8 protein-coding genes are annotated in these 24,702 nt (G+C 69.2%); all 8 read left to right on the top strand.

Annotation, left to right across the window (positions count from 1 at the left end; all coding sequences use genetic code 11):
* Positions 1-35: 35 nt before the first annotated feature.
* The 8 genes from ACQ5DX_RS12715 (at position 36) to ACQ5DX_RS12680 (ending at position 24,701) form a co-directional block, all read left to right on the top strand.
* Complete coding sequence (locus tag ACQ5DX_RS12715; RefSeq protein ID WP_430332968.1) at positions 36-1,967, top strand: fumarate reductase/succinate dehydrogenase flavoprotein subunit; 1,932 nt, start codon at positions 36-38, stop codon at positions 1,965-1,967.
* A gap of 1 nt (position 1,968) precedes the next feature.
* On the top strand, positions 1,969-2,721 hold the full coding sequence (locus tag ACQ5DX_RS12710) for a succinate dehydrogenase/fumarate reductase iron-sulfur subunit (protein WP_430332967.1): 753 nt from the start codon (positions 1,969-1,971) through the stop codon (positions 2,719-2,721).
* A gap of 311 nt (positions 2,722-3,032) precedes the next feature.
* Positions 3,033-3,362, top strand: coding sequence for a hypothetical protein (locus tag ACQ5DX_RS12705; protein WP_430332966.1), 330 nt, complete (start codon positions 3,033-3,035; stop codon positions 3,360-3,362).
* Positions 3,363-3,593: 231 nt separating this feature from the next.
* Positions 3,594-20,060 carry an amino acid adenylation domain-containing protein gene (locus ACQ5DX_RS12700; protein WP_430332965.1) on the top strand — a complete coding sequence of 5,489 codons (16,467 nt, stop codon included), beginning with the start codon at positions 3,594-3,596 and terminating at the stop codon, positions 20,058-20,060.
* Between the two features lie 102 nt (positions 20,061-20,162).
* Positions 20,163-20,546 carry a VOC family protein gene (locus ACQ5DX_RS12695; protein ID WP_430332964.1) on the top strand — a complete coding sequence of 128 codons (384 nt, stop codon included), beginning with the start codon at positions 20,163-20,165 and terminating at the stop codon, positions 20,544-20,546.
* A 57-nt stretch (positions 20,547-20,603) separates the two neighbouring features.
* Positions 20,604-21,350, top strand: a complete 747-nt coding sequence (locus ACQ5DX_RS12690; protein ID WP_430332963.1) for a Mut7-C RNAse domain-containing protein — start codon at positions 20,604-20,606, stop codon at positions 21,348-21,350.
* Between the two features lie 750 nt (positions 21,351-22,100).
* Positions 22,101-23,252: a PucR family transcriptional regulator gene (locus ACQ5DX_RS12685; protein WP_430332962.1), complete on the top strand. Its 1,152-nt coding sequence runs from the start codon at positions 22,101-22,103 to the stop codon at positions 23,250-23,252.
* 147 nt (positions 23,253-23,399) lie between these two features.
* Positions 23,400-24,701, top strand: a complete 1,302-nt coding sequence (locus ACQ5DX_RS12680) for an MFS transporter (protein WP_430332961.1) — start codon at positions 23,400-23,402, stop codon at positions 24,699-24,701.
* Position 24,702 lies beyond the last annotated feature (1 nt).

The raw sequence follows: 24,702 nt of genomic DNA, 5'->3' as shown, positions 1-24,702 counted from the left end.
TCCGGCTCCACCGACGGACAGACAGGGGAGTGTGCATGGCCGAGGTCGAACGGCACAGCTACGACGTGGTGGTCATCGGCGCCGGCGGCGCCGGACTGCGGGCGGTCATCGAGGCCCGTGAGCGGGGGCTCTCGGTCGCAGTGGTCTGCAAGTCGCTGTTCGGCAAGGCGCACACCGTCATGGCCGAGGGGGGATGCGCGGCCGCGATGGGCAACGCGAACCCGAAGGACAACTGGCAGGTGCACTTTCGGGACACCATGCGCGGCGGCAAATTCCTCAACAACTGGCGGATGGCCGAGTTGCACGCGCGCGAGGCGCCCGACCGGGTGTGGGAACTCGAGACGTACGGCGCGCTGTTCGACCGCACCGAGGACGGACGGATCAGTCAGCGCAACTTCGGTGGGCACACCTACCCGCGGCTCGCGCACGTCGGCGACCGCACGGGGCTCGAACTGATCCGCACGATGCAGCAGAAGATCGTCTCGCTGCAGCAGGAGGACTTCGCCGAGACCGGTGACTACGAGGCGCGCGTGAAGGTGTTCGCCGAGTGCACCGTCACCGAGCTCCTCAAGGACGGCGACCGCATCGCGGGGGCCTTCGGGTACTGGCGCGAATCGGGCCGGTTCGTGCTGTTCGACGCGCCCGCGATCGTGATGGCGACCGGCGGCATCGGCAAGTCGTTCAAGGTGACCTCCAACTCGTGGGAGTACACCGGCGACGGGCACGCGCTGGCGCTGCGCGCCGGGGCGAACCTGATCAACATGGAGTTCGTCCAGTTCCATCCGACCGGCATGGTGTGGCCGCCGAGCGTGAAGGGCATCCTCGTCACCGAGGGCGTCCGCGGCGACGGCGGTGTGCTCAAGAACTCGGACGGCGAGCGGTTCATGTTCTCCTACATCCCTTCGGTGTTCAAAGGGCAGTACGCGGAGACCGCGGAGGAAGCCGACCGGTGGTACGACGACCCGGACAACAACCGGCGCACCCCCGACCTGCTGCCGCGCGACGAGGTGGCCCGCGCCATCAACTCCGAGGTCAAGGCGGGCCGGTCCACCCCGCACGGTGGCGTCTTTCTCGACATCGCGTCCCGCATGCCGGCCGACGAGATCGTGCGACGGCTGCCGTCGATGCACCACCAGTTCAAGGAACTCGCCGACGTCGACATCACCAAGGAACAGATGGAGGTCGGTCCCACCTGCCACTACGTGATGGGTGGTATCGAGGTTGATCCTGACACCGGATCATCCACGGTCGCCGGACTTTTCGCTGCGGGCGAGTGTTCGGGCGGCATGCACGGCTCGAACCGGCTGGGCGGGAACTCGCTGTCCGATCTGCTCGTGTTCGGGCGCCGTGCCGGACTCGGTGCGGCCGACTACGTGCAGTCGCTCGAGACACGTCCGACGGTCGCCGATGCCGACGTCACGGTGGCCGCCCGCACGGCCCTCGCCCCGTTCGAGCCACCGGTGTCGGGTGCGGGGGAGAACCCGTACACGCTCCACACCGAGTTGCAGCAGACGATGAACGACCTCGTCGGCATCATCCGGACCCAGGAGGAGACCGAACGCGCGATCGCGAAGCTCGACGAGGTCAAGTCGCGGCTGCCCGGCGTGACGGTCGAGGGGCATCGCCAGTTCAATCCGGGATGGCATCTCGCGCTCGACCTGCGGAACATGGTGCTCGTGAGCGAGTGCGTCGCACGGGCCGCGCTCATGCGCACCGAGAGCCGGGGCGGTCACACCCGCGACGACTACCCGAACATGGACCCGCAGTGGCGGTCGACGTTGCTGGTGTGCAGCACGGTGCCCGGAGATCCGGCGCTCGACGATCCCGCCGCGGTCCCCGACGTCATCGTCACCCGCGAGCAGCAGCCGCCGATGCGCCCGGATCTGTTGGCGCTGTTCGACGTCGACGAACTGGGGAAGTACTACACGGATGCCGAGATCGCGGGGCATCCGGGAAGGGCCACCTGACATGGGCTACGACGCGAGGTTCAAGGTGTGGCGCGGCGACGCGTCCGGCGGTGACCTGCAGGACTACACGGTGGAGGTCAACGAGGGCGAGGTGGTGCTCGACATCATCCACCGCATCCAGGCCACCCAGGCGGCGGATCTGGCGGTGCGGTGGAACTGCAAGGCCGGCAAGTGCGGGTCGTGTTCGGCCGAGATCAACGGCCGACCCAAGCTGATGTGCATGACGCGGATGTCGACGTTCGCCGAGGACGAGACGGTCACGGTGACGCCCATGCGTACCTTCCCGGTCATCCGTGACCTGGTCACCGACGTGTCGTTCAACTATGCGAAGGCGCGTGAGATCCCCTCGTTCACCCCGCCTCCCGGGCTGGCGCCGGGCGAGTACCGGATGAAGCAGGTGGACGTGGAGCGTTCACAGGAATTCCGCAAGTGCATCGAGTGCTTCCTGTGTCAGAACACGTGCCATGTCGTGCGCGACCACGACGAGAACAAGGAGGCGTTCGCCGGCCCGCGCTACCTGATGCGGATCGCGGAACTCGAGATGCATCCGCTCGATACCGCAGACCGTCGCGACGCCGCGCAGGACGAGCACGGGCTGGGTCTGTGCAACATCACCAAGTGCTGCACCGACGTGTGCCCCGAGGACATCCACATCACCGACAATGCTCTGATTCCGATGAAGGAGCGGGTCGCGGACCGGAGGTACGATCCGGTGGTGTGGTTGGGCAACAAGCTCTTTCGGCGCGATCGCTGAGCGCGTGACGGTGGGGCTGTGCGGCAGCCGGATCGGTGTGTGAACCCCCACATCGGTCACCGGGCACATCGGGTGGCACTGTCTCCGGGTGAGTGCTAACTTTGAGCAAACGGTTGATTCGCTGTCCGTCGGGGGTCGGCGTTCGTCGGAGATGCTCAGGAGGTGCACTGCCGTGCTGCGCTTCGATCCTCTGTCCGATGTCGATGCGCTTACGTTGAAAACGCTTCTGCCACTTGTGAAAACGGCGTCCTCACAGTGATGGTCCGACTCTCCGCCTTCACCTGCCCAGCCTCGTTCTAGAAAGCTCCACGATGTCTCTCGTAGTCCACCGCCCCACCCCGGATGCCGATTCCACGGAAGAGAAGTTCTCGCCGATCGCAGCCATGCTCCGATGGCTTCGCCGTTCGGGCAGCGACACCTCGATCGCGCTCGGTGCGTTGTCCGTCATCACCTTCTGGACATTCGGTCTGGGCATCGTGCTGGGTCTCGGCGCGATCGGCGCCGGTGTCGTCGCAGCTCGTTCCGAGGTGGTCGGGGACGACGAGCCGAGATCGCTCGAGGCGCTCTTCGGCATTCTCAGCGGCGCACTGGGCGTCGTGGCCGGTGTGATCTTCCTGGCCGTCGCCGGACCGCAGTGGTGAGGGGCGCACCGACCGGTCACGGTTGATCGCTCACGCGCCGCGAGCTACACGAAATCGTCACTCGCTCGGGCACGAAGGTCCGTCGTATGGTTGGTGCAATGACGAACATCGACGCAATTCCCGCCTCGTCGAACGCCCCAGGCGTTCGGACGCGGAGGATCGGCTAACCAGCCCTGATTGAGGCGTCGGCGTCGGGCGAATGCCCGAGCACCGGACCGCACGGTCCGGGCAATGCCGCGATTCCCGCTCATGGAGCTGCCATTTCGAGTCGATGCGGCGCCCGGTACGACGGGCGCTGGGGGCGAGCTGCCCGAATTGAGTGGCCCCACAGCCGGGTACTCGGAGCCTCTCCCGCTCACGTCCTCGCAGATGGGGCAGTGGCTCGCCCAGCAACTCGACCCGAGCGTGCCGCTCTCGGTGGCGCAGTACGTGGACGTCCGGGACGACGGCAACCGGCGGCTCGATCTCGAAGTGCTTTCGCGGGTCGCATCTCGAGCGGCCCGCGATTTCGGTTCGGGTCTGATTCGTCTGGTTCTGGTGGATTCGCGACCGCATCAGATCATCGATCCGAGGCTCGACACGACCATCAGGATGATCGACCTGCGCGGCGAGCCGGATCCCGAAGCGGCGGCGCGGACATGGATGCGCACCGATATTGCGGCGCCGCTGGACCTGTTGCGTGACCGACTCGCGGTGTCCGTGATGCTCCGCATCGCCGACGATCGGTACTTCTGGTACTCGCGTGCCCACCACATCGTGTTGGACGGCGTCGGCGCGGCGTCGGCGCTGTACCGCATGGCGGATCTCTACAACGCCGTGACGGAGGGGCGTGAGCCACCACCCAATCCGGCCGCAGACCTCGCCACCGTCCACGCCGCGGAAGCCGCGTACGTCGGGTCCACGCGCTGGGCGGCCGACCGCGACTATTGGCTCGAGCACACGTCCGGAATGCCCGAACGGTGCAGCCTCGCCGAGCACTCGGCTCCGGCCCAAGCGCTGAGCCGAGACGTGGGGGGCCGAATCGAACCCGACACCGCGGCCGCGCTCGACGCTGCACAGGAGCGGTACGGGGCCAGCATCGCCGCGCTCGTCGCGGCGGCGATCGCCGCGTACACCGCGCGGCACACAGGCACCGACGACGTCGTGCTGAGCCTGCCGGTGTCCACGCGCACGACCGCTGTCCTGCGGCGGTCGGGCGGAACGCTGGCGAACGTCGTCCCGCTGCGATTGACGGTCGGCGTCCGGACGACGGTCGCGGAGCTGGTGTCGGACGTGATGCGAGCGTTGTCCGGCGCGCTGCGGCACCAGCGGTACCGGCACGAGGAACTGCGGCGCGACCGCGGCGACCGCGGATCCGGCCGCGGATTCGCCGGGCCGCTGCTCAATCTGATGATGTTCCCCGCCGAGCTGCGTCTCGGCGAGGCCGGGACGTCGCTCGATGTGCTGTCGTCGGGGCCCATCGAGGATCTGCTCGTCAACGTCTACCGGTACGGCCCCGAGGGGACGATCCGGCTCGACTTCAAGGCCAACCCCCAGCTGTACGACGACGACACCCTGCACACCCATTACCGTCGGTTCCTGCGTCTGCTCGACAGCCTGCTCGCGGCCGACCCCGACACGCCTGTCGGGGAGCTGCCGATCGTCGAGGGCGTCGAGCTGGCCACGCTCGAGTCGTTCAACGTGGCAGGAACGCCGGTCGACGAACCGCTGCCGGACCTCGTCGCGCGCCGGGCCGCGCTCACGCCGGACCGGTGCGCCGTCGTGTCGAACGGCCGCACGCTGACGTACGCGCAGCTGACCACGCGTGCGAATCGTCTTGCACGGCATCTGATTGCGTTGGGGATCGGCCCGGACGGCGCGGTCGGGGTGGTCATGGACCGGTCCGAGGAGGTGATCGTCGCGCTGCTGGCGGTCGTCACCGCGGGCGGCGCCTACGTGCCGGTCGAGGCGGGCACCCCCGCGCCGCGGCGCGACTACGTCCTCGCCGACGCCGGGGTGTCCTGCATCGTGACCACGCGGGACTTCGCGCCCGAACTGGGCGGTCTCGGGGCGCGCGTGGTCGTCCTCGACCACCCCGCCACCCGCGAGGCGCTCGAAACGCTCCCGGCCGCACCGGTTGCCGCCGGCGAGCGCATCCGGCGGCTGCGCCCGGAGCACCTCGCCTACACCATCTACACGTCCGGATCGACGGGGCGGCCCAAGGGCGTGCAGGTGAGCCACCGCAGCGTGACCGCGCTGGTGGTGAATTCGCGCGCGGCGTTCGGGACCGCCGCCGACGACGTCTGGACCATGTTCCACTCCTTCGCGTTCGACTTCTCGGTGTGGGAGATCTGGGGTTCGCTCACGTCGGGCGGCACCCTCGTCGTGGTCGACCGCGACACCGCCCGCGCGCCCGACGCCTTGGTCGAGCTGCTGCGGCGCGAGCGTGTGAGTGTCCTCAACCAGACGCCGGCGGCGTTCCTGCACCTCGCGGACGCCGAGGACGCCGGCGGCCGACCCCTCACCGAACTGCGTCGCGTATTCGTCGGCGGCGACGACTACGACCAGCGGCGGATGACGCCGTGGCTCGACCGCCACGGCGGCGGATCGGAACTGGTCAGCGTCTACGGCATCACCGAGACGACGGTCTTCCTCACCCGACTCGCGATGGACGGGCCGTCGGCCCAGGCCCCGGGGAACCTCATCGGCCGCGGGCTCCCCGGGGTGCGGCTGCACCTGTTGGACCGCCGGCTGCGGCCGGTTCCGGTCGGCGTGGTCGGAGAGATCTACGCCGGCGGACCGCAGGTCGCACGCGGCTACGGCGGGCGCGCCGGGCTGACGGCCGCGCGGTTCGTCGCCGATCCGTTCACCGCGGACGGCGGCCGCCTGTACCGGTCGGGGGACCTCGCCCGTTGGGACGAGGACGGCCGCCTGGTGTTCCTGGGGCGCAGCGACTTCCAGGTCCAGGTGCGCGGTTTCCGGGTGGAGCCCGGCGAGATCGAATGGGCACTCATCCAGTGCCAGGGGGTGGCCCACGCGGTGGTGGTGCCGCACCGGAACGGTGGCGAACCGGTGCGGCTGGTCGCGTACGTGGTCCCCGAACCGGCGGCGGTGCTCGACCCGCGCGCCGTCAGCGAGCATGTCGGGGGCATCCTCGCGGCGTACATGATGCCCGCCGCGGTGATGGTGCTCGATCACCTGCCGCTGACCGTCAACGGCAAGGTCGACCGGAAGGCGCTGCCGGAGCCGGACTTCGGTGTCTCGTCAGGACCCGGTCGCGCGCCGTCCGGGCCCACCGAGGAGGCGCTCGCGCGCCTGTACGCGCAGGTCCTCGGGGTCGAGTCGGTGGCCGCGGAGGACTCGTTCTTCGCCCTCGGTGGCGACTCGATCATGGCGATCCAACTGGTGTCCCGCGCGCGGGAGGCGGGGCTGTCGCTGACGCCCCACGACGTGTTCGAGCGGCTGTCGGTGGCCGGACTGGCCGCGGTCGCCACGACCGTCGAGGCGGCCGGGGCGGAACTCGAGGAGCTTCCGGGTGGTGGGGTCGGCTCGGTCGCACCGACACCGATCGTCCGGTGGCTCGTCGAACGCGGCGGGCCGTGGTCGCGTCTGTCGCAGTCGATCTGCGTCGCGCTGCCGCCAGGGATCTCGCCGGACCACCTGCTCGGCGCTGTCCAGGCCGTGCTCGACCACCACGACATGCTCCGGGCCCGATTCCTCCCGGACGGTGGCGGATTCGACGTTCCCCCAACGGGATCCGTCGCGGCCACCGACGTGCTGCGCCGGATCGACGCGAGCGGCGACGCGGACCCGAGCGCAGTGCTCGTCGTGGCCCGCGACGACGCCGCCGGCCGCCTCGACCCCGAGGGCGGGCGCATGGTCCAGGCGGTGTGGTGCGACGTCGGCGGCGACCGCGCGGGTCGCCTGCTGCTGGTGATCCACCACCTGGTGGTCGACGGGGTCTCGTGGCGGATCCTGCTGCCCGACCTGGCGTCGGCGTGGCGACAACTGCGTGCCGGCGGCGCCGCGGATCTGCCCCCGGTGGGCACGTCGATGCGGACGTGGGCGCAGGCACTCACCGAGTGGGCCGGCCGGGACACACCGGAGCGTTCGGCCGCGATCGGCTACTGGCAGTCCGTGCTCGCCGAGCCCGACCCGGTCCTCGGTCGTCGTCAGCTCGACCCGGCCGTCGACACCGCCGCGTCGGTGGCGACCGTGTTCGTCGACCTGCCCGAGGCCGTCACCGAGGCGATGTCCACCGCGGTGCCCGAGACCGTCCACGGTGGCGTCGACGACGCCGTCGTGACCGGGCTGGCAATGGGCCTGTCGCGCTGGCGGCATCGGCGCGGCACCCCGTCGTCCTCCTGTCTGTGCATGCTCGAGGGGCACGGTCGCGAGGAACAGGTGATCCCCGGCGCCGATCTGTCCCGCACGGTCGGCTGGTTCACCAGCATCCATCCGGTCCGGCTCGACCTGTCGGGCATCGATCTCGACGACGCGTTCGCCGGTGGCCCCGACGCGGAGGAAGCGCTCAAGCTCGTCAAGGAACAGTTGCGGGGCGCGCCCGATCACGGCATCGGCTACGGCGCAGTGCGATACCTGCGCGAGGCGGATCCCGCTGGGGTCCTCGGCGATCTGCCGGTGCCGCAGATCAGCGTCAACTACCTCGGTCGGATCACCGTCGCTTCGACCGGGAACCGGGGCGACTGGCTGCCGGTCGACGAACTCGGCGACCTGGGTTCGACGGTCGACCCGGCCCTGCCCGCCGCTGCCGTGCTGGACGTCAACCTGATCACCGTCGACACCGCGGCGGGCCCCACGCTGCGCGCCGCGCTGTCCTATCCGACCGGGATCCTCGACGCCCGCGACGTCGAGGATCTGGCGGATCTGTGGCGCTCGGCCTGTCGGGCCCTCGCGACCGCGGCGGCCCGGCCCGGTGCGGGCGGTCTGACGCCGTCGGATCTGCCGCTGGTCCGGCTGGATCAGGACGCCATCGAAGATCTCGAGGCCGCGTGTCCGGGTCTGTCCGCCGTCTGGCCGGTGTCGCCGCTGCAGGCGGGGCTGCTGTTCCAGTCCGAGTTGGCGGGCGACGCGGACGACCCCTACCTGGTGCAGTTGGTGCTCGACCTGCGGGGCCGCGTCGACGGCGACCGGATGCGGCGCACGGTGCAGGCGCTGCTGGATCGGCACGAGAGCCTGCGGGTCGCGTTCACCACCGGGCCGGACGGCGACCCGCTGCAGCTGGTGCCGCGCCGCATCGAACTTCCCTGGGCGGTAGCGGATCTGCGCGACGCCGGTGAGATCGACCGCGCACTGGCGGGCGATCGTGCGCGCCGCTTCGACATGGCGGAGCCGCCGCTGGTGCGGGCGTTCCTGATCCGCACCGGCGACGACGCGCACAAGCTGGCGCTCACCTACCATCACATCCTCCTCGACGGCTGGTCGGTCCCGCTGCTGGTGCGCGAGCTGCTCGCGCTCTACGCGGCCGCGGACCCGCACGAGGTGCCGGTGTCGGCGTCGTTCGCGAGCTACCTGGCGTGGCTCGGGACCATCGATCGGGAGGCGTCCACCGCGCGCTGGGTGGAGGAACTCGCCGGGGTCGACGAACCGACCCTGCTCGGGCCGCCCGGGCGCGGTCGGCAGCTACCGACCGTCCCACGCGCCGACCGACTGCTGCTCACCGGGGCGGAGACGGCCCGGCTCGAGAGCGTCGCGCGCGACCGGGGCGTCACCATGAGCACCATCGTGCGGGCGGCATGGGCAATAGTCTTGGGGGCGTGGACGAGACGCGACGACGTCGTGTTCGGTGCGATCGTGTCGGGACGCCCGCCGCAGATCGACGGCATCGAGGGCATGGTCGGACTGTTCATCAACACGGTCCCGATCCGCGTGCGCCTGCACCCGGCCGAGACTCTCGGCGAACTGCTCGAGCGTTGTCACGCCGACCAGGCCGCGCTCCTCGACCACGAGCACGTCGGCCTCGCCGACATCGAACGCGCGACGGGCGCCGCGGCGTTGTTCGACACCATCACGGTCTTCGAGTCGTACCCGATCGATCGCGGTGGCCTCACCTCGGCTACCGACATCGCCGGAATGCGGGTCGCCGACATCGCGGTGCACGACGCGACGCACTATCCGTTCGCGCTCGCGGCCTCCGTCGACGGCGGGCTGGAGATCCGGATGGACTACGCGCCCGCGCTGTTCGACGAGCGTGAGATCGACGCCGTCGCCGACCGACTCGAACGTGTGCTGCAGGCGATCGCATCCGATCCGGACAGCACGCTGGCGCGGCTGCGGCTGATGTCGGACACCGAGTACACCCGGCTCGCCCCGGTGCACGGCCGCCCCGGACGACGCCACCGTACCCTGCCCGGCATCCTGGCCGACGCGGCCCGGATCGATCCGGACGCCCCGGCGCTGACCTGCGGTCCGAGGACCGTGACGTACCGGGACCTCGACATCCGCTCCACGCGCCTGGCGCGACGGCTGATCGCCGACGGCGTCGGGCCCGAGGGTGTTGTCGCGCTGGGACTGACCCGGTCGATCGACTTCGTGGAGGCGGTGTGGGCGGTCGCGAAGGCGGGGGCGGCGTTCGTGCCCGTCGACCCGACCTATCCGCGGGAGCGGATCGAGCACATGCTCGACGATTCGGGCGCCCTGCTCGGGCTGACGGTGGCGCGGTGGCGCGACCGGTTGTCCGGCGGCGTCTCCTGGCGCGAACTCGATTCCGACGAGTATTGCCGTGACCCGGCGGGCGTCTCGTCGGAACCGATCACCGACGCGGACCGCACGGCCCCGCTGCGGATCGACAACCCCGCCTACCTGATCTACACCTCAGGCTCGACGGGCATCCCCAAGGGCGTCGTCCTGACCCACCGAGGACTCGCGAACCTCGTTGCGGCGGAACGCGAGAACCTCGCCGTCACGTCCGAGGCGCGGGTGTCGCAGTTCACCTCGCCGAGCTTCGACGCGTCGGTGTTCGAGCAGCTCATGGCGTTCGGGTCGGGCGCCCACCTGGTGATCGCGCCGCCCGACGTCTATGGCGGCGCGGATCTGGCGCAGGAGCTGGCCGACCGACGAGAGACGCACGCATTCTTCACCCCCAGCGTCCTCGGGTCGATGCGGCCCGACGGACTCGGCGAGCTGCGCTCGCTCGCAGTGGCGGGCGAGCCGTGCCCGCCGGAGTTGGTGGGGCGGTGGGCGCCCGGACGCAGCATGTTCAACGCGTACGGGCCCACCGAGGGCACGATCATGTCCAACATCGCCGGACCGCTCCGGCCCGACGACCCGATCACGATCGGCGGGCCCACGCTCGGCTTCGTGGAACTCGTGCTCGACGCCCGCCTGCAGCCGGTCCCGGTAGGGATGCCGGGGGAGCTGTACCTCGGTGGACCCGCCATCGCGCGCGGGTACCACCACCGCCCGGGGCTGACCGCCGAACGGTTCGTCGCCAGCCCGTTCGTCGCCGCGACCGAACACCCCACCGGCGAGGACGAGGGCACCGTTCCCGGTGACCGGCTCTACCGGACCGGCGACATCGTGCGTTGGCGCGACGATCTCACCCTCGAGTACCTGGGGCGCAGCGACTTCCAGGTGAAGGTGCGCGGGTTCCGCATCGAGCTCGGCGAGATAGACGCGGCGCTCGGCGACCATCCGGGTGTGGAGTTCGCGGCCACCCTGGGCCGGACCGCACCGTCGGGGGAGACCGTGCTGGTGTCGTACGTACGGCCCGGTGACGATCCGGCGGTCGAAACCGACGAACTGCTGCGCTACCTCGCCGACCGGCTGCCGTCGCACATGGTGCCGGCGCTGATCGTGCCGATCGAGGACGTGCCGCTCACCCCGTCGGGCAAGCTCGACCAGAAGGCGCTGCCGGCACCCGACTTCCCGAGCCTCGCCGACGCCCGGGGCATCACGGGCTTCACGCCGATCGAAGGCATCGTCGCCGAGCATCTGTGCGCGGTGCTGGGCATCGAGCGGATCGGGCCGGACGACAGCTTCTTCGACCTCGGCGGCAATTCGCTGATGGCTACCCGCGTCACCCGGCGTCTCGACGCCGCGCTCGACACCGACCTCGACGTCCGCGCGATCTTCGAGGCGCCCACCGTCCGCGGCCTTGCAGCCGTGGTGCGGGAGCGCGGCACCGGCGGCGCGCACCGGCCGGTGCTGCGCGCCTACGACCGGCCCGAGGTGCTGCCGCTGTCGTCGGCCCAGCTGCGGATTTGGTCGATCAACCAGCTCGACACTTCTTCGCCGGCCTACGACATCGTCATGGCGGTGCGGCTGCGCGGCGACCTCGACGAGGGGGCGCTCGTCGCCGCGGTCGGCGATGTCGTGGCCCGGCACACGACGCTGCGCACGATGTACCCGGTGGTCGACGGCGCGCCCACCCAGCTGATCGTCGCCCCGGGCAACGCCCCGACCGCCGAACTGCTGTCGGTGCTCGGCACCGAGCTACCCGGTCATCTGATGCGGTTGGCGGAGACCGGGTTCGACGTGAGCTGGGAGGTGCCGTTGCGTGCGCAACTGCTGCGGTTGTCCGGCTCGGAGCACGTCCTGGCCGTCGTCGCCCACCACATCGCGGCCGACGGCTTCTCGATGCGAACTCTCGCGCGGGATGTCATGCGCGCGTACGAATCCCGTCGTCACGGTCGCGCACCGGACTGGTCGCCTCCGGCGGTCGAGTACGTCGACTTCGCGCTGTGGCAGCGCGACCTGCTCGGCGACCCGGACGATCCCGACTCGCTGTACCACCGGCAGCTCGACTACTGGCGCACAGCGTTGGCCGGCATTCCCGACGTCGTCCCGCTCCCGACCGACCGACCCCGCCCGGCCCGGCAGTCCTTCCGCGGTGCCGCGGTCGGCTTCGACGTCGATCCCGGGACGCACGCCCGACTCGTCGACGTGGCGCGCCACGCCAACGCGACGATGTTCATGCTCGCGCACACCGCGCTGGCGACGCTCGTGGCGAGGCTGTCGAGCTCCGACGACATCGTCATCGGCACACCGGTATCCGGACGCGGCGAGGCCGGGCTCGACGACGTGGTCGGCATGTTCGTCGGCACCCTGGTGCTGCGTACCTCGGTCGATCCGGGTACGGGGTTTGCGGACCTGCTCACGGCGGTCCGCGAGGCGGACCTGGCGGCCTTCGCCCGGACCGACCTGCCGTTCGAGCGCCTGGTCGACGAACTCGCACCCGCCCGGTCGACGTCGTATGCGCCGTTGTTCCAGGTGCTCGTCGAGTACCGCACCGACATGTCCGGGTACCTGCAGCTACCCGGGCTGGAGGTCGAGCCGCTCGAATACGACGTCGGTGTCTCGAAGTTCGACCTGCAGCTGAGTGTGTCGGAGTCCCTCGACCCCGACGGCGATCCGAACGGAATGCGCTTCGACCTCACCTACGCCACCGACCTGTGGGACGAGGCGACGGTCGCGGGGTTCGCCGAGCGGCTGCGCCGGATACTGGTTGCCGCGGCCGTGGACCCGCACGGCCCGGTGGGGGACGTCGATCTGCTCACCGGCGCCGAGCGGTCGGTGCTCGCGGCGGGGAACACGCCCGGGTCCGCGCCGCCGGAGGTGACGCTGGCCGACCTGTTCGGGCGTGTCGTCGCCGCGCGCCCGGATGCGGTCGCAGTCGTCCACGGCACCACCCGACTGACGTACGCGGAACTGTCCGCCCGGGCGGCTCGGCTCGCGCGGGCCCTCGCCGCGAGGGGAGCGGGTCCGGAATCCGTTGTGGCGCTGGCACTGCCCCGGTCCGCCGACACGATCGTCGCGATCGTTGCGACGGCCCTCGCCGGTGCGGCGTATCTCCCGGTGGACCTCGGGTCGCCCGCGCAGCGCATTGCGCTGGTGCTCGGTGACGCCGCACCCACATGTGTCCTCTCGACCACCGACGCGGTGGACGCGCTGGGCGCACTCCCCGCACCGATTGTCCTCCTCGACGACGACGGGTTCCGCCGGGAACTCGACGGGTGGTCACCCGCGCTGCCGGTCGGGATCGCGGGCGTCCACGCCGCGGCGCGGCCGGACAACGCCGCCTACGTCATCTACACCTCGGGATCGACCGGCCGCCCGAAGGGCGTGCAGGTCACGCACCGCAGCGTCGCCTCGTTGTTGGCGAACGCGCACACCGAGTTCGATCTCCGGCCCACCGACACCTGGACGATGTTCCACTCCTTCGCCTTCGACGTCTCGGTGTGGGAGGTGTGGGGTCCGCTGTCGACCGGAGCCACAACGGTGATCGTCGATCCGGACGTGGCACATTCGCCCGACGCCTTCGTCGACCTGTTGCGCCGCGAGGCCGTCACAGTGATCAATCAGACGCCGGCGTCGTTCTACCAGTTGGTCGGCGCCGAATCGACCGAGGATCTGCCGCTGAAGTACGTGTTCGTCGGTGGCGAGGAACTCGCGCCCGAACAGGTCGCGCGCTGGTACGACCGGCAGCGGCCGGAGTCCGGCCAGGTCGTCGAGATGTACGGCGTCACCGAGGCCACCGTCATCGACAGCTCCGCCGCCTTCGCGCGCGGCACTCGCGCGGACACCGTCGCCGGCGGCATCGGTCGAACCCTGCCCGGGGTGCGCCTGCACGTTCTCGATTCGCGCCTGCATCCCGTGCCGCCCGGCGTCGCGGGCGAGATCTACCTGGCCGGGGCCGAAGCCGCGCGCGGATACATCGGTCGGCAGGGGCTCACGGCGGAGCGGTTCGTGGCCGAGGCCGGTGGCACCGGGGGACGGATGTATCGGACCGGTGACCTCGGTCGCCGCGGTGCGGACGGAAGGCTGGAATTCCTGGGCCGCAGCGACTTCCAGGTGCAGGTCCGCGGATTCCGGGTGGAGCTGGGGGAGATCGAGTCCGCGCTGCTGCGATGCGACGGGGTCGAGCGGGCGGTCGTCGTGTCGCGGAAAGGCGATCGCGGAGGGGACGACCGGCTGATCGGCTACGTCGTGCCCGTCGCCGGCCGCGCGCTCGATCCGCTCGGTCTACGCGACGACGTCGATCGGATGCTGCCGTCGTACATGGTCCCGGCGGCCGTGGTGATCCTCGACGAGCTGCCGGTCACCGTGAACGGCAAGGTGGACCGCAGGGCGCTTCCGGAACCGGATTTCGCGGCGTTCGCGGGACGTGGCCGCCGACCGGCCGGTGCCGAGGAGGAACGACTCGCCGGCCTGTTCGCCGCGACCCTGGGCGTTCCCGCCGTCGCCGCCGACGATTCGTTCTTCGCCCTCGGCGGAGACTCGATCACGGTGATCCAGTTGGTGTCCCGAGCCCGCGATGCCGGGATCGCGTTCACGCCGCAGGACGTGTTCGAGCATCCGACGGTCGCGCGCCTCGCGGAGGTCGCCGGCACCGGGGCCGTGTCCGGTCGGGCCCCGGTGCTCGACGAGATCGCCGGGGGCGGGATCGGGCCCGTCGAACCGACGCCGATCGTCCGCTGGTTGGCTGAGCGCCCGGGCACGTGGGATCACTTCTCGCAGTCGGTCACCGTGCCGGTGCCCGCGGGGCTGACCAGCGGACAGTTGGTGGCCGCGCTGCAGGAGGTGCTCGACCGGCACGACATGCTGCGCGCGCGGCGCGTCGGATCGGGCCCGGACCTGCACCTGGTGGTGGCCGAGACGGGGGCCGTCGACGCCGCCGGGTGTGTGCGGCGCGTCGACTGTTCACGCGTGCGCGACGAGGCCGACGTCGACGCGGTGGCCGCGTGGGAGCGGGCGGCGTCGGTGAGCCGACTCGATCCCGGGGCCGGGGTGATGGTCGAGGTGGCGTGGTGTGACGCCGGGGTGGAGCGGGCCGGCAGGCTTGCGGTCGCGATCCACCATCTCGCGGTGGACGGGGTGTCGTGGCGAATTCTGCTCGCCGACCTCGTGTCCGCATTCGAACGTGCCCACGGGGGCGAAGTGCCGGACCTCTCGCGTGTCGGCACGTCGATGCGGACGTGGGCGCACGGGCTCCGTGCGGCAGCGGAGGATCCGGTGGTCGTCGCCGAACTGTCCTGGTGGACAGACATGTTGGTGCCCGCAGATCCGGCGCTGGGTCCGCGGCGGTTCGATCCCGACGTCGACGTCACCACCGAACAGGTGGCTGTGCACCTCCCGCTCGACGTCACGCAGGGGCTACTGGACAGGCTGCCGGCGGCGTTTAGGGCGACGCCCGCCGACGTGGTGCTGTGCGCGACGGCGATGGCGGTGGCCCGGTGGGATCGATGGGGCCCGACGGGACAGCCGCGTCAGAGCGTCGTGGTGTCCGTCGAGGGACACGGCCGCGAGGAAGCGACCCTTCCCGGCGCCGACCTCTCCCGCACCGTCGGATGGTTCACCACCGCGTACCCGGTCCGACTCGATCTGACCGATGTCGACCTCGACGACGCGTATGCCGCCGGCCGCGCGGCAGGGACGGCGCTCGAGGTGGTCAAGGAACAGTGGCGGGCGGTGCCGGGGCACGGAATCGGGTACGGCCTGCTGCGCTACCTCAATCCCGACACGTCCCGCACGCTGGCGGCGTACGAGGATCCGCAGGTCGCGGTCAACTACCTGGGGCGGCTCTCGGGTGACCGGGCCGCGGGGTGGGCCGTGGGTTCCGGCGGCCCCGACGCCGTCGCCGAACGCGACAGCGAGGGACCGGTGCCGTGCACGCTGGCGGTCGACGCGTACGTCGAGGACCAGCGCGGCGGGCCGCGGCTGTGCGCGGTGATCCGGTACGTGCCCGGCATCCTCGACGCCGATGCGGCCGAGGAGTTCTCGGCGCTGTGGCAGGCCGCGGTGCACGCCCTCGCCGAACACGTCACGGCGCCGGGCAGCGGCGGGCTCACGCCGTCCGACCTGGGCCTGGTGACGGCCACCCAGGGCGAGATCGAGCATTGGGAGACAACACATTCCGGCGTCGTCGATGTGTGGCCGCTCACGCCCCTGCAGGAGGGGCTGCTGTTCCACGCGCTGCTCGCGCAGCAGGACGTCGACGCCTACCAGGTGCAGCTGGTCGTCGACCTCGAGGGCGATGTGGACCTGGCGCGGTTGGCGGACGCAGCGCAGGCGCTGATGGATCGGCACGAGAGCCTGCGAACCGTCTTCGACTACCGCGATGACGGCACCCTGGTCCAACTGTCCCTCGGGCACGTTCCCGTGGACTGGTCGACGTCGACGGCGACCGCGGAGCAGGCCGAGGACCTGATCACGCGTGATCGCGCGATCCACTTCGACATGCGGAAGGCGCCGCTGATCCGCTTCTTGCTCGTCGATCTCGGCGACGGACGCAGTCGACTGGTCGTCACGAACCACCACATCGTCCTGGACGGCTGGTCGATGCCGCTGCTGGTGGCCGACCTGTTCGATCTGTATCTCACCGGCGGCCGACCGCTCGGCCGCGGGCCCGCCCAGTACCGCGACTACCTGGAATGGCTCACCTCCAGGGACACGGCCGCCGCCGAACGTGCCTGGGCGTCGGCACTGTCCGGGCTGCCGGGACCGACGGTGGTGGCGGCCCACGCGGCGGGTCGACAGCTCTCGGCCACGGCGAGCGAGACCGTGCCGATCGACGATTCGACCGCCGATGCGCTCGGACGCACCGCCGAGCACGCCGGGGTGACGGTCAACACCGTTCTGCAGGCGGTGTGGGGAATCATGTTGGGCCAGATGTCGGCCGGTACCGATGTCGTGTTCGGCACCACGATCTCCGGGCGCACGCCCGAGGTCCGGGGTGTCGAGTCGATGGTGGGGCTGTTCATCAACACCGTGCCCGTCCGGGTGCGGTTGGATCCGCGGGAGTCGATCCGCGACCTGCTGTGCCGATTGCAGTCCGAGCGCGCCGCGCTCATGCCGTACGAGTACCTGGGCCTGACCGCGATCCAGCAGGCGGCCGGCTACGGCGGGCTGTTCGACACGGCGATGGTCTTCGAGTCGTACCCGATGGACATGCAGGCCCTGGCCCGCCTCACCGAGCACACCGGATTGCGGACCACATCCCTGGTCGGGCACGACTCGACTCACTACCCGTTGTCGCTCAAGGTATTCGAGGACACCCGCCTGCACCTGGTCCTGCGGTACTCGCCCGAGGCGATCGATCCGGAGGTCGTCGCGGACATCGCCCAGCGGCTGGCGCGGATCGTCGAGACCGTCGCGCACCGCCCGCAGACCCCGATCGGTCACATCGACGTGGTGGGCGAGGAGGGCCGCGCGGACCTGGTGGAGATCGCGACCGAGAACGCGGGCCCGGCCCGCACGTGGGCAGAGATCCTCGAGACGGGTGCGGCGATCGACCCGGAGGCGACCGCGTTGCGGTGGTGCGGCACCGACACCACCTACCGTGAACTCGACGAACGGTCGAGCCGATTGGCGCGCGCGCTGATCGCACGAGGGGTCGGCCCGGAGGACTTCGTGCCGGTCGCGATACCGCGCTCCGCGGACTCCGTCACCGCCACATGGGCGGTCGTGAAGAGCGGCGCCGCCCCCGTGCCGATCAATCCGAAGCTGCCCGACGGACGCATCGCGTACATGCTGGACGACTGTGCCGCCTCGGTCGGGCTGACCGTGACCGACGACCACGGCTTGCCAGGGGCGCTCGATTGGCTGGCGCTCGACCGACTCGAGCTCGACCGCTGGTCGCCGCGGCCGATCCGCGACGGCGAGCGCACGCACCCGGTGCGCGTGACCGATCCGGCGTACTTGATCTACACCTCCGGTTCGACAGGCGCCCCGAAGGGGGTCATGGTGACCCACGCCGGGCTGCCGCCGATGACGGCGGCGCAGATCGACTATCAGGGTGTGACGCCGAAATCGCGCATCCTGCACGTGTGTTCGCCGAGTTTCGACGTGTCGATCCTCGAACTCGTCCTCGCGTTCGGGGCGGGCGCGACGCTGGTGGTCGCACCGCCCGACGTCTACGCCGGTGTGGAACTCGAACAGTTCGCGCGGGACGAGCGGGTCACCCACCTGCTCGTCACCCCGGCGGTGTGCGGAACCCTCGACCCGCGTTCGCTGCCCGACGTGGAGGTCGCCGAGATCGGTGGTGAACTGTTCGGGGCGGAACTGGTGGAGGAATGGGCGCACCGCACCGTCCTGCTCAACGCGTACGGACCGACCGAGTGCACCGTCTGCGTGACCGTCAGCGGCGCACTGGCATCCGGCGAGCCGATCACGATGGGCGGGCCGGTCGCCCGCTCCGGGGTGGGGGCCGTCGTGCTCGACTGCTGGTTGCGTCCGGTGGCCGACGGCACCGAGGGCGAGCTGTACCTGTTCGGGCCCTGCCTGGCTCGTGGTTACCGCGCTCAGCCGACGCTGACGTCGGAACGGTTCGTGGCCAACCCCTTCGGAGCTCCCGGGTCGCGTATGTACCGGACCGGTGATCTCGTGCGCCGGACCGGCAGGTCCAGTCTGCGGTACATCGGACGCACCGACTTCCAGATCAAGATCCGGGGGCTGCGCATCGAGATCGGTGACGTCGACGCGGCGCTGATCGCGCACCCCGACGTCGAGCTCGCCGTGTCGCTGGGACACGAGGCCCCCAACGGCGAAACCGTTTTGGTCTCGTACGTCCGCCTCGCGCCCTACAGCGACCTCGACCCGTCGGCGCTCAAGAAGTTCGCCGCCACCTCCCTGCCGGCGTACATGGTGCCGTCCTCGATCACGATCCTCGATGTCGTGCCGATGAATTCCAACGGCAAACTCGACCGTGAGGCGCTGCCCGACCCGGTGTTCACCACCGGCGCCTACCGGCCGCCGGGAACGGAGGTCGAGCGCGTGCTGGTCGAGGCGTTCGCCGAGGTCCTCGGCGCGGATCGGGTCGGCGTCGACGACAGCTTCTTCGAGCTTGGCGGCAACTCGCTCAGCGCGGTGCGGGTGGTCGCCGAGGTGCAGGCGCGGCTCGGCCGGGCGCTGCCGATGCAGTGGGTCGTCAGTGATCCGACACCGGCGGCGATCGCCGCCCACCTCGAGGGCGGAGCCGAGCCGTCGATGGACCAGCTGGTGCGGATGCGCTCGGGCGACGGTGCCGAACCGCTGATCTGCGTGCATCCGGCGATCGGACTGACCTGGTGCTACACCGGCCTGGTCCAGTACATCACCGACAACCGCCCGGTCTACGGAATCCAGTCGCCCGGCATAACCGCCGGAGTCGGGGCCGCGCCGTCGATGGTCGAACTGGCCCGCAGCTACGTCGAGATGCTCCGACGGGTCCAGCCGCACGGTCCGTACCACCTGCTCGGGTACTCGGTGGGGGGTGCCATCGCCCACGCGATGGCGGTGCAGCTGCGGGCTCTCGGTGAGGACGTCGGCACGCTCATCATGCTCGACACCCAGACCAGCGATTCGACCCCGGAGGGGGCGGGCACGCCGAGCCTAGGGATGCTGTTCGCGGAGTTCGCGGGACTCGACTCCCCGGAGAGCCTCGACGACGACCTCACCCCCGAACGCGCGGAGCAGTTGCTGCGCGACGACGGTGGTCCGTACGCCACGCTGACGGCCGACGATCTCCGTCGGATCTACGACGACTACGTGCACACGATCGGCCTCGGCCAGGACTATCGACCCGAGACGTTCGACGGCGACCTCGTGTACATCACCGCGGAGGACGGAACCGTGGACACGGGAACCCCCTGGGACCGATACGTCTCCGGCACCGTGCGTCGACACCCCGTGGACCATCCGCACAATCGGTTGACCACCGTGGCGGCGCTCGAGGTGATCGGCCCGATCGTCAGGCGGTACCTGAACGGGGGAGGTCGATGATCTTGCGGCGCAACCGGGACCGGTGCTTACATGGTGCGCAGCGTCGCGTGCCGGTGGCGGACTGCGTCAGGCATGGAGGCGTCGTAACGCAAGGGGTCTTCGATGACCATCTCGTTCAATCACACGATCGTCTATGCGCGGGACAAGCAGGTGTCCGCGTCGTTCTTCACCTCACTGTTCGACCTGCCCGACGCGGTGGCCGGAGGTCCGTTCCTGGCCGTCCAACTCGACAACGGCGTCACGCTCGACTTCGCCGATCTGCCGACCGACGTGCTGCCACAGCACTACGCCTTCCTGGTCAGCGAGGAGGACTTCGACGGCATCTACGGTCGGATCGTCGAGCGCGGCATGGAGCACTGGGCCGATCCGCGCAAGTCGAGGCCCGGCGAGATCAACAGGAACGACGGCGGCCGCGGGGTCTACTTCCACGACCCGGCGGGCCACAACCTGGAGATCATCACCCGCCCATATGGTTCGGGAAGTTAGTGTCCTGCAAGTAGATCGGCGACGAAGGGTTCGAATCGCGTTCTGTGGTGAGCTGGTATGGCTGCGCATCGGTGCGAGTTCCGCTTCTACGAGGAGCTGAACGACTTCCTGCAGTCTCCGCAACGCAAGCACACGATCGAGCACCAGTTCGACGGCACCCCGTCGGTCAAGGACCGGATCGAGTCCCTCGGGGTGCCGCACACCGAGGTCGATCTGATCCTCGTCGACGGTGAGCCGGTCGGGTTCGACCACCGACTGTCCGGCGGGGAACGCGTCGCCGTGTATCCGACCTTCCACGGGCTGGACGCCGGTGGCGTCGCACCGCTGCGCCCGCCGATGCGGGAGCCGCGGTTCGTCCTCGACGTCCATCTCGGACGGCTCGCCCGGTATCTCCGGCTGCTCGGCTTCGACAGCGCATACGCGAACGACCGTACGGACGCCGAGCTACTCGCGCTGTCGCGCAACGAGAATCGCATCCTGCTCACACGCGACATCGGGCTGCTCGAGCGTGCGGCGCTGGTCCACGGTGGCTTCCTGCACCAGACCGACTCCCGGCTCCAGTTGCGCGAAGTCCTGGACCGGTTCCGGCTACAGGGGCGCATCGCACCGCTCACGCGGTGCGCCCGCTGCAACGGCCTCATCGTGCCCGCGACACCCACACTCGCGCGGGGGAGTGTCCCCGGCGGAGTGCTGCGCGAACAGCGGCGGTTCAGTCGCTGCAACGACTGCGGCCAGGTGTACTGGCCCGGAGGGCACCTGAAGCGGTTGCGCGCGCGGCTCGCCGAGATCGGGGTGTGGATCTGAGACGGTCTCGTTGCGGAGCACACGCTCGCGGGCGTTGAGTGTGCGCCACTGTGAGCGGATCCGCTTCAGTTGCGCGGTGGCTGTGCTGATGTACTGGTAGAGGGTCTCGCCGTCGTCGCGGAGATAGTGCTTTGTGCGTTGGCCAGCGCCTTTTCGGCGGCCGTCAGGTTGCGGGACAGGTGCTTTCCCTGCCGCTCCAGTTCGGAGAGTTGGTCACGGACCATAGCCCATTCGGCCTGGGCTGGAACGGCAGCTCCGGGTCCGCGGGTGGGCTGAGCTCGATCTCGTCGTCGATCAGTGCCGTCAGGTCGATGACGATCGGGTCGTGGGGGTCGTCGGTACGTTATGCCCGTGTGGCTAGCTGACGCGAACATCTCGGCGTCGTGCTCGGGCCAACCCGTCGACGAGTGGCGTCCTACTCGGGATTCGGATTGAGTGGCGGCATGCCACGGCACGCGATGCGCGGGGCGATCGGGGCTGTCGATTCACCGGATCGTGTGGGATTCGCTTCCGCCGCACGGCCGCGACGTGCTTTCCAGCAGATCGAGATTCGCGCCGTGGTCATCGCCGACCTCGACCAGTAGAGCCGGTGCCCAGAACGAGAGGTCCTCGCGACGCGGAGTGGGCCAACGGTCTCACTTCGGTGCATCCCTGATGATGAGTCGAGACGACCCCTCGTGCCTCTTGCCAGCCCTCGTCCTATTGTTGTCGTCACCCGGCTGATGCAGTCTCTATGCCGATGTCGCGAGAATGGACGGGCAGGAATGGATGCTTGACGAGCGCACACTACGTGTCCTAGCCGAGGGTGCGTCGATGATGCGACGTGATGTCGACAGCATCACGGAGGACTGCATCGACCGCGGGATGAATGAGATTCCCTCGTACCGGGCGATTCCTGTCGATGACCTGAGGAACTCGCTCCACCGCAACGTGATGCGTTCGGCCGAGGTCCTCGAGTGCGGAGACGTCCCGGCTCCCGAGACCGTGGCAGAGGCCACTGGTACGACCGCGGAGCGGGCCGCGCAGGGAATCCCGATCGAGGACATCATCCGTGGCTACCGATTGTCGATAACCGTGATCTATGAACGGTTCAACGAGTGGGCAGCTCGGGAACAGGTCGATCCAGCCCAGGTGCTCGCTGGTGCACGCCTGCTCTGGCGTCTCGGGGACCACTTCATCAGCCAGGCCGCGGTGACCTACCAACGTATCGGGATCGAGAACGCGTTGGAGGAGGACAGAGCGCGGACGAACTTCATTCGCGATGTGGTCACCGGCTCGTTCGGTTCGGTGATTACTTCGGAGCACGGGCTGTCCCCTACAAGCTCCTACCATCCCCTCATTGCACGACCAATCGACGGTGTAGGTCACCATACTCTGCGGCAACGTCTCGAATCGACGGGAAGAAGCGGCGATCGTGCGGCGCTGACATGCGTGTGGGACGAGCGTTGCATCGGGCTGAGCCCCCGAAAGCCCGACCCCGGCCGGCTCGGTGTTGTTGCACTCGGGCCATCGTGTGAGCCCGCCTCTGCCGCAGCGGCGATGCAGATCGCCGAACTGGTGTACGCCGTGGCAGCACCTCGCGGCGTGCCGGGGGTCTACACACTCGACGATGTGACCTGGCGGGCAGCTGCACGGTGCGCCCCCGTGGTTGGCGAGTGGCTACGGGATCGATATCTCAATCCCATACGGGCACAGGACCGTTCATCTCGTGAGCTGGAGGGCACGCTTGCGGTCTTTCTCGAGCATCGCCGCAATGTCCAATCTGCCGCTGCGGCCCTCGTGGTGCACCCGAACACGCTCCGATACAGGTTGAACAAGATCCAGGCACTGCTCGATGTCGACCTCGAGTGCACCGACGTGATCATCGGGCTCAGCTGGGCGCTCGAAATCGGCATCGATTGACGGCGATGGATTGTTCGAATCTCCAATAATCTTCGGACTGGTGCCCGTCGACTAGCAGGCGGTGTCACCACATGCTTGTTCAAGCGAACATGACCGTCATCACAGGCGAGAGCGGTCATGCGAACTCGAGCTTGCGGAGGCATGTGTATGGAATCGAAGGTTGCCGAGGTATCCCACGTCTCAGCAGTGGAACGCCCGTATAGGCAAATCGCTGCTGCTGTCGTCGGAAATCTCATCGAGTGGTACGACTGGTACATCTACTCGCTGCTGGCGGTCTATTTTGCCGAGCAGTACTTTCCCAGTGGCAGTGAAGGTAGTCTCGTCCCGTTGCTGGCAGCACTCGGGGTCTTTGCGGTCGGCTTCTTCATGCGTCCGCTCGGGAGCGTGTTCCTCGGCCGACTCGGTGATCGCTACGGGCGGAAGAAGGCGCTTCAAACCACTGTTGCGTTGATGGGAGTCGGCAGCCTGCTGATCGGGTTGTCTCCTACGTACGATCAGATCGGCCTTCTCGCTCCAGTGATTCTCATTGCGGCGCGGTTGCTCCAGGGATTGTCCACGGGCGGTGAATACGGTTCCGCCTCAGCATTTCTCGTCGAGTCGGCTCCTGCGAACCGGCGGGGGTTCTTCTCGAGTTTCTTCTATCTGGGCGCGACGGCCGGCAATGTTGCAGCTGTCGGGTCTGTTGCTCTGCTCTCGGGAATCCTCGATCAATCCTCTATGGAGTCATGGGGATGGCGTGTACCGTTCCTGATCGGCGCTGCGGCATCGTTGTGCGCCATCTGGATTCGCCGTAGCAGTGTGGAGACCCTCATCACGGGTGAAGCGCCTTCGGGAGGCGCTGCGAAGTCTGGAGTGTTCGACTTCGTCAGGCAGTATCCCCGTCGGACTCTGCAGGTGGTGGGGATGCAACTCGGACCATCTGTCGCCTTCTACACCTGGGTTGTGTTCTTGCCGACGTACGCGCAGATCACGGTTGGATTCGACCGGGCAGAGTCGATCCGTATCGGACTGATTTCCCTGATCTTCTTCTGGGCTGTCGTCCCCGTGTGCGGATGGGCATCCGACAAGATCGGCCGTAAGCCCTTCCTGTATGCCAGCTCCCTCGCCTTCACCGTGGGCACGGTGCCGTTGTTGGCGATGCTGTCGAACAGCTTCTGGAGCCTGCTTGTCGTGCAGTGTGCCGGCATGGCGGCGCTGGCGTGCTTCGCGTCCATCGCCTCGGCGGTCCAGGCCGAGCTCTTCCCCTCCCGGATTCGCGTCCTCGGTATCGGATTTCCCTATGCGCTCACAGTGGCGATCTTCGGTGGAACAGGCCCCTACATCGCCACGTGGCTGATCGATTCGGGTCGAACCTCACTGTTCAGTTGGTACATCGCAGCCCTGTCCGCCATCACCTTCTTGACCTTCGTCTCCATGCCGGAGACCGCCCGCAAACCTCTCGAGGACTGAC

Origin of the sequence: Rhodococcus sp. ACT016 (assembly GCF_050477185.1) — a bacterium.
In the GTDB taxonomy this organism is placed as follows: domain Bacteria; phylum Actinomycetota; class Actinomycetes; order Mycobacteriales; family Mycobacteriaceae; genus Prescottella.
The sequence above is the reverse complement of the archived record's forward strand: the minus strand, read 5'-3'. Positions and strand labels throughout refer to the sequence as shown.

What these genes read in the sequence shown, in the direction of transcription:
- ACQ5DX_RS12715 (WP_430332968.1), top strand. Translation starts at nt 36, where the DNA reads ATGGCCGAGGTCGAACGGCACAGCTACGACGTGGTGGTCATCGGCGCC.
- ACQ5DX_RS12710 (WP_430332967.1), top strand. Translation starts at nt 1,969, where the DNA reads ATGGGCTACGACGCGAGGTTCAAGGTGTGGCGCGGCGACGCGTCCGGC.
- ACQ5DX_RS12705 (WP_430332966.1), top strand. Translation starts at nt 3,033, where the DNA reads ATGTCTCTCGTAGTCCACCGCCCCACCCCGGATGCCGATTCCACGGAA.
- ACQ5DX_RS12700 (WP_430332965.1), top strand. Translation starts at nt 3,594, where the DNA reads ATGCCGCGATTCCCGCTCATGGAGCTGCCATTTCGAGTCGATGCGGCG.
- ACQ5DX_RS12695 (WP_430332964.1), top strand. Translation starts at nt 20,163, where the DNA reads ATGACCATCTCGTTCAATCACACGATCGTCTATGCGCGGGACAAGCAG.
- ACQ5DX_RS12690 (WP_430332963.1), top strand. Translation starts at nt 20,604, where the DNA reads ATGGCTGCGCATCGGTGCGAGTTCCGCTTCTACGAGGAGCTGAACGAC.
- ACQ5DX_RS12685 (WP_430332962.1), top strand. Translation starts at nt 22,101, where the DNA reads ATGGACGGGCAGGAATGGATGCTTGACGAGCGCACACTACGTGTCCTA.
- ACQ5DX_RS12680 (WP_430332961.1), top strand. Translation starts at nt 23,400, where the DNA reads ATGGAATCGAAGGTTGCCGAGGTATCCCACGTCTCAGCAGTGGAACGC.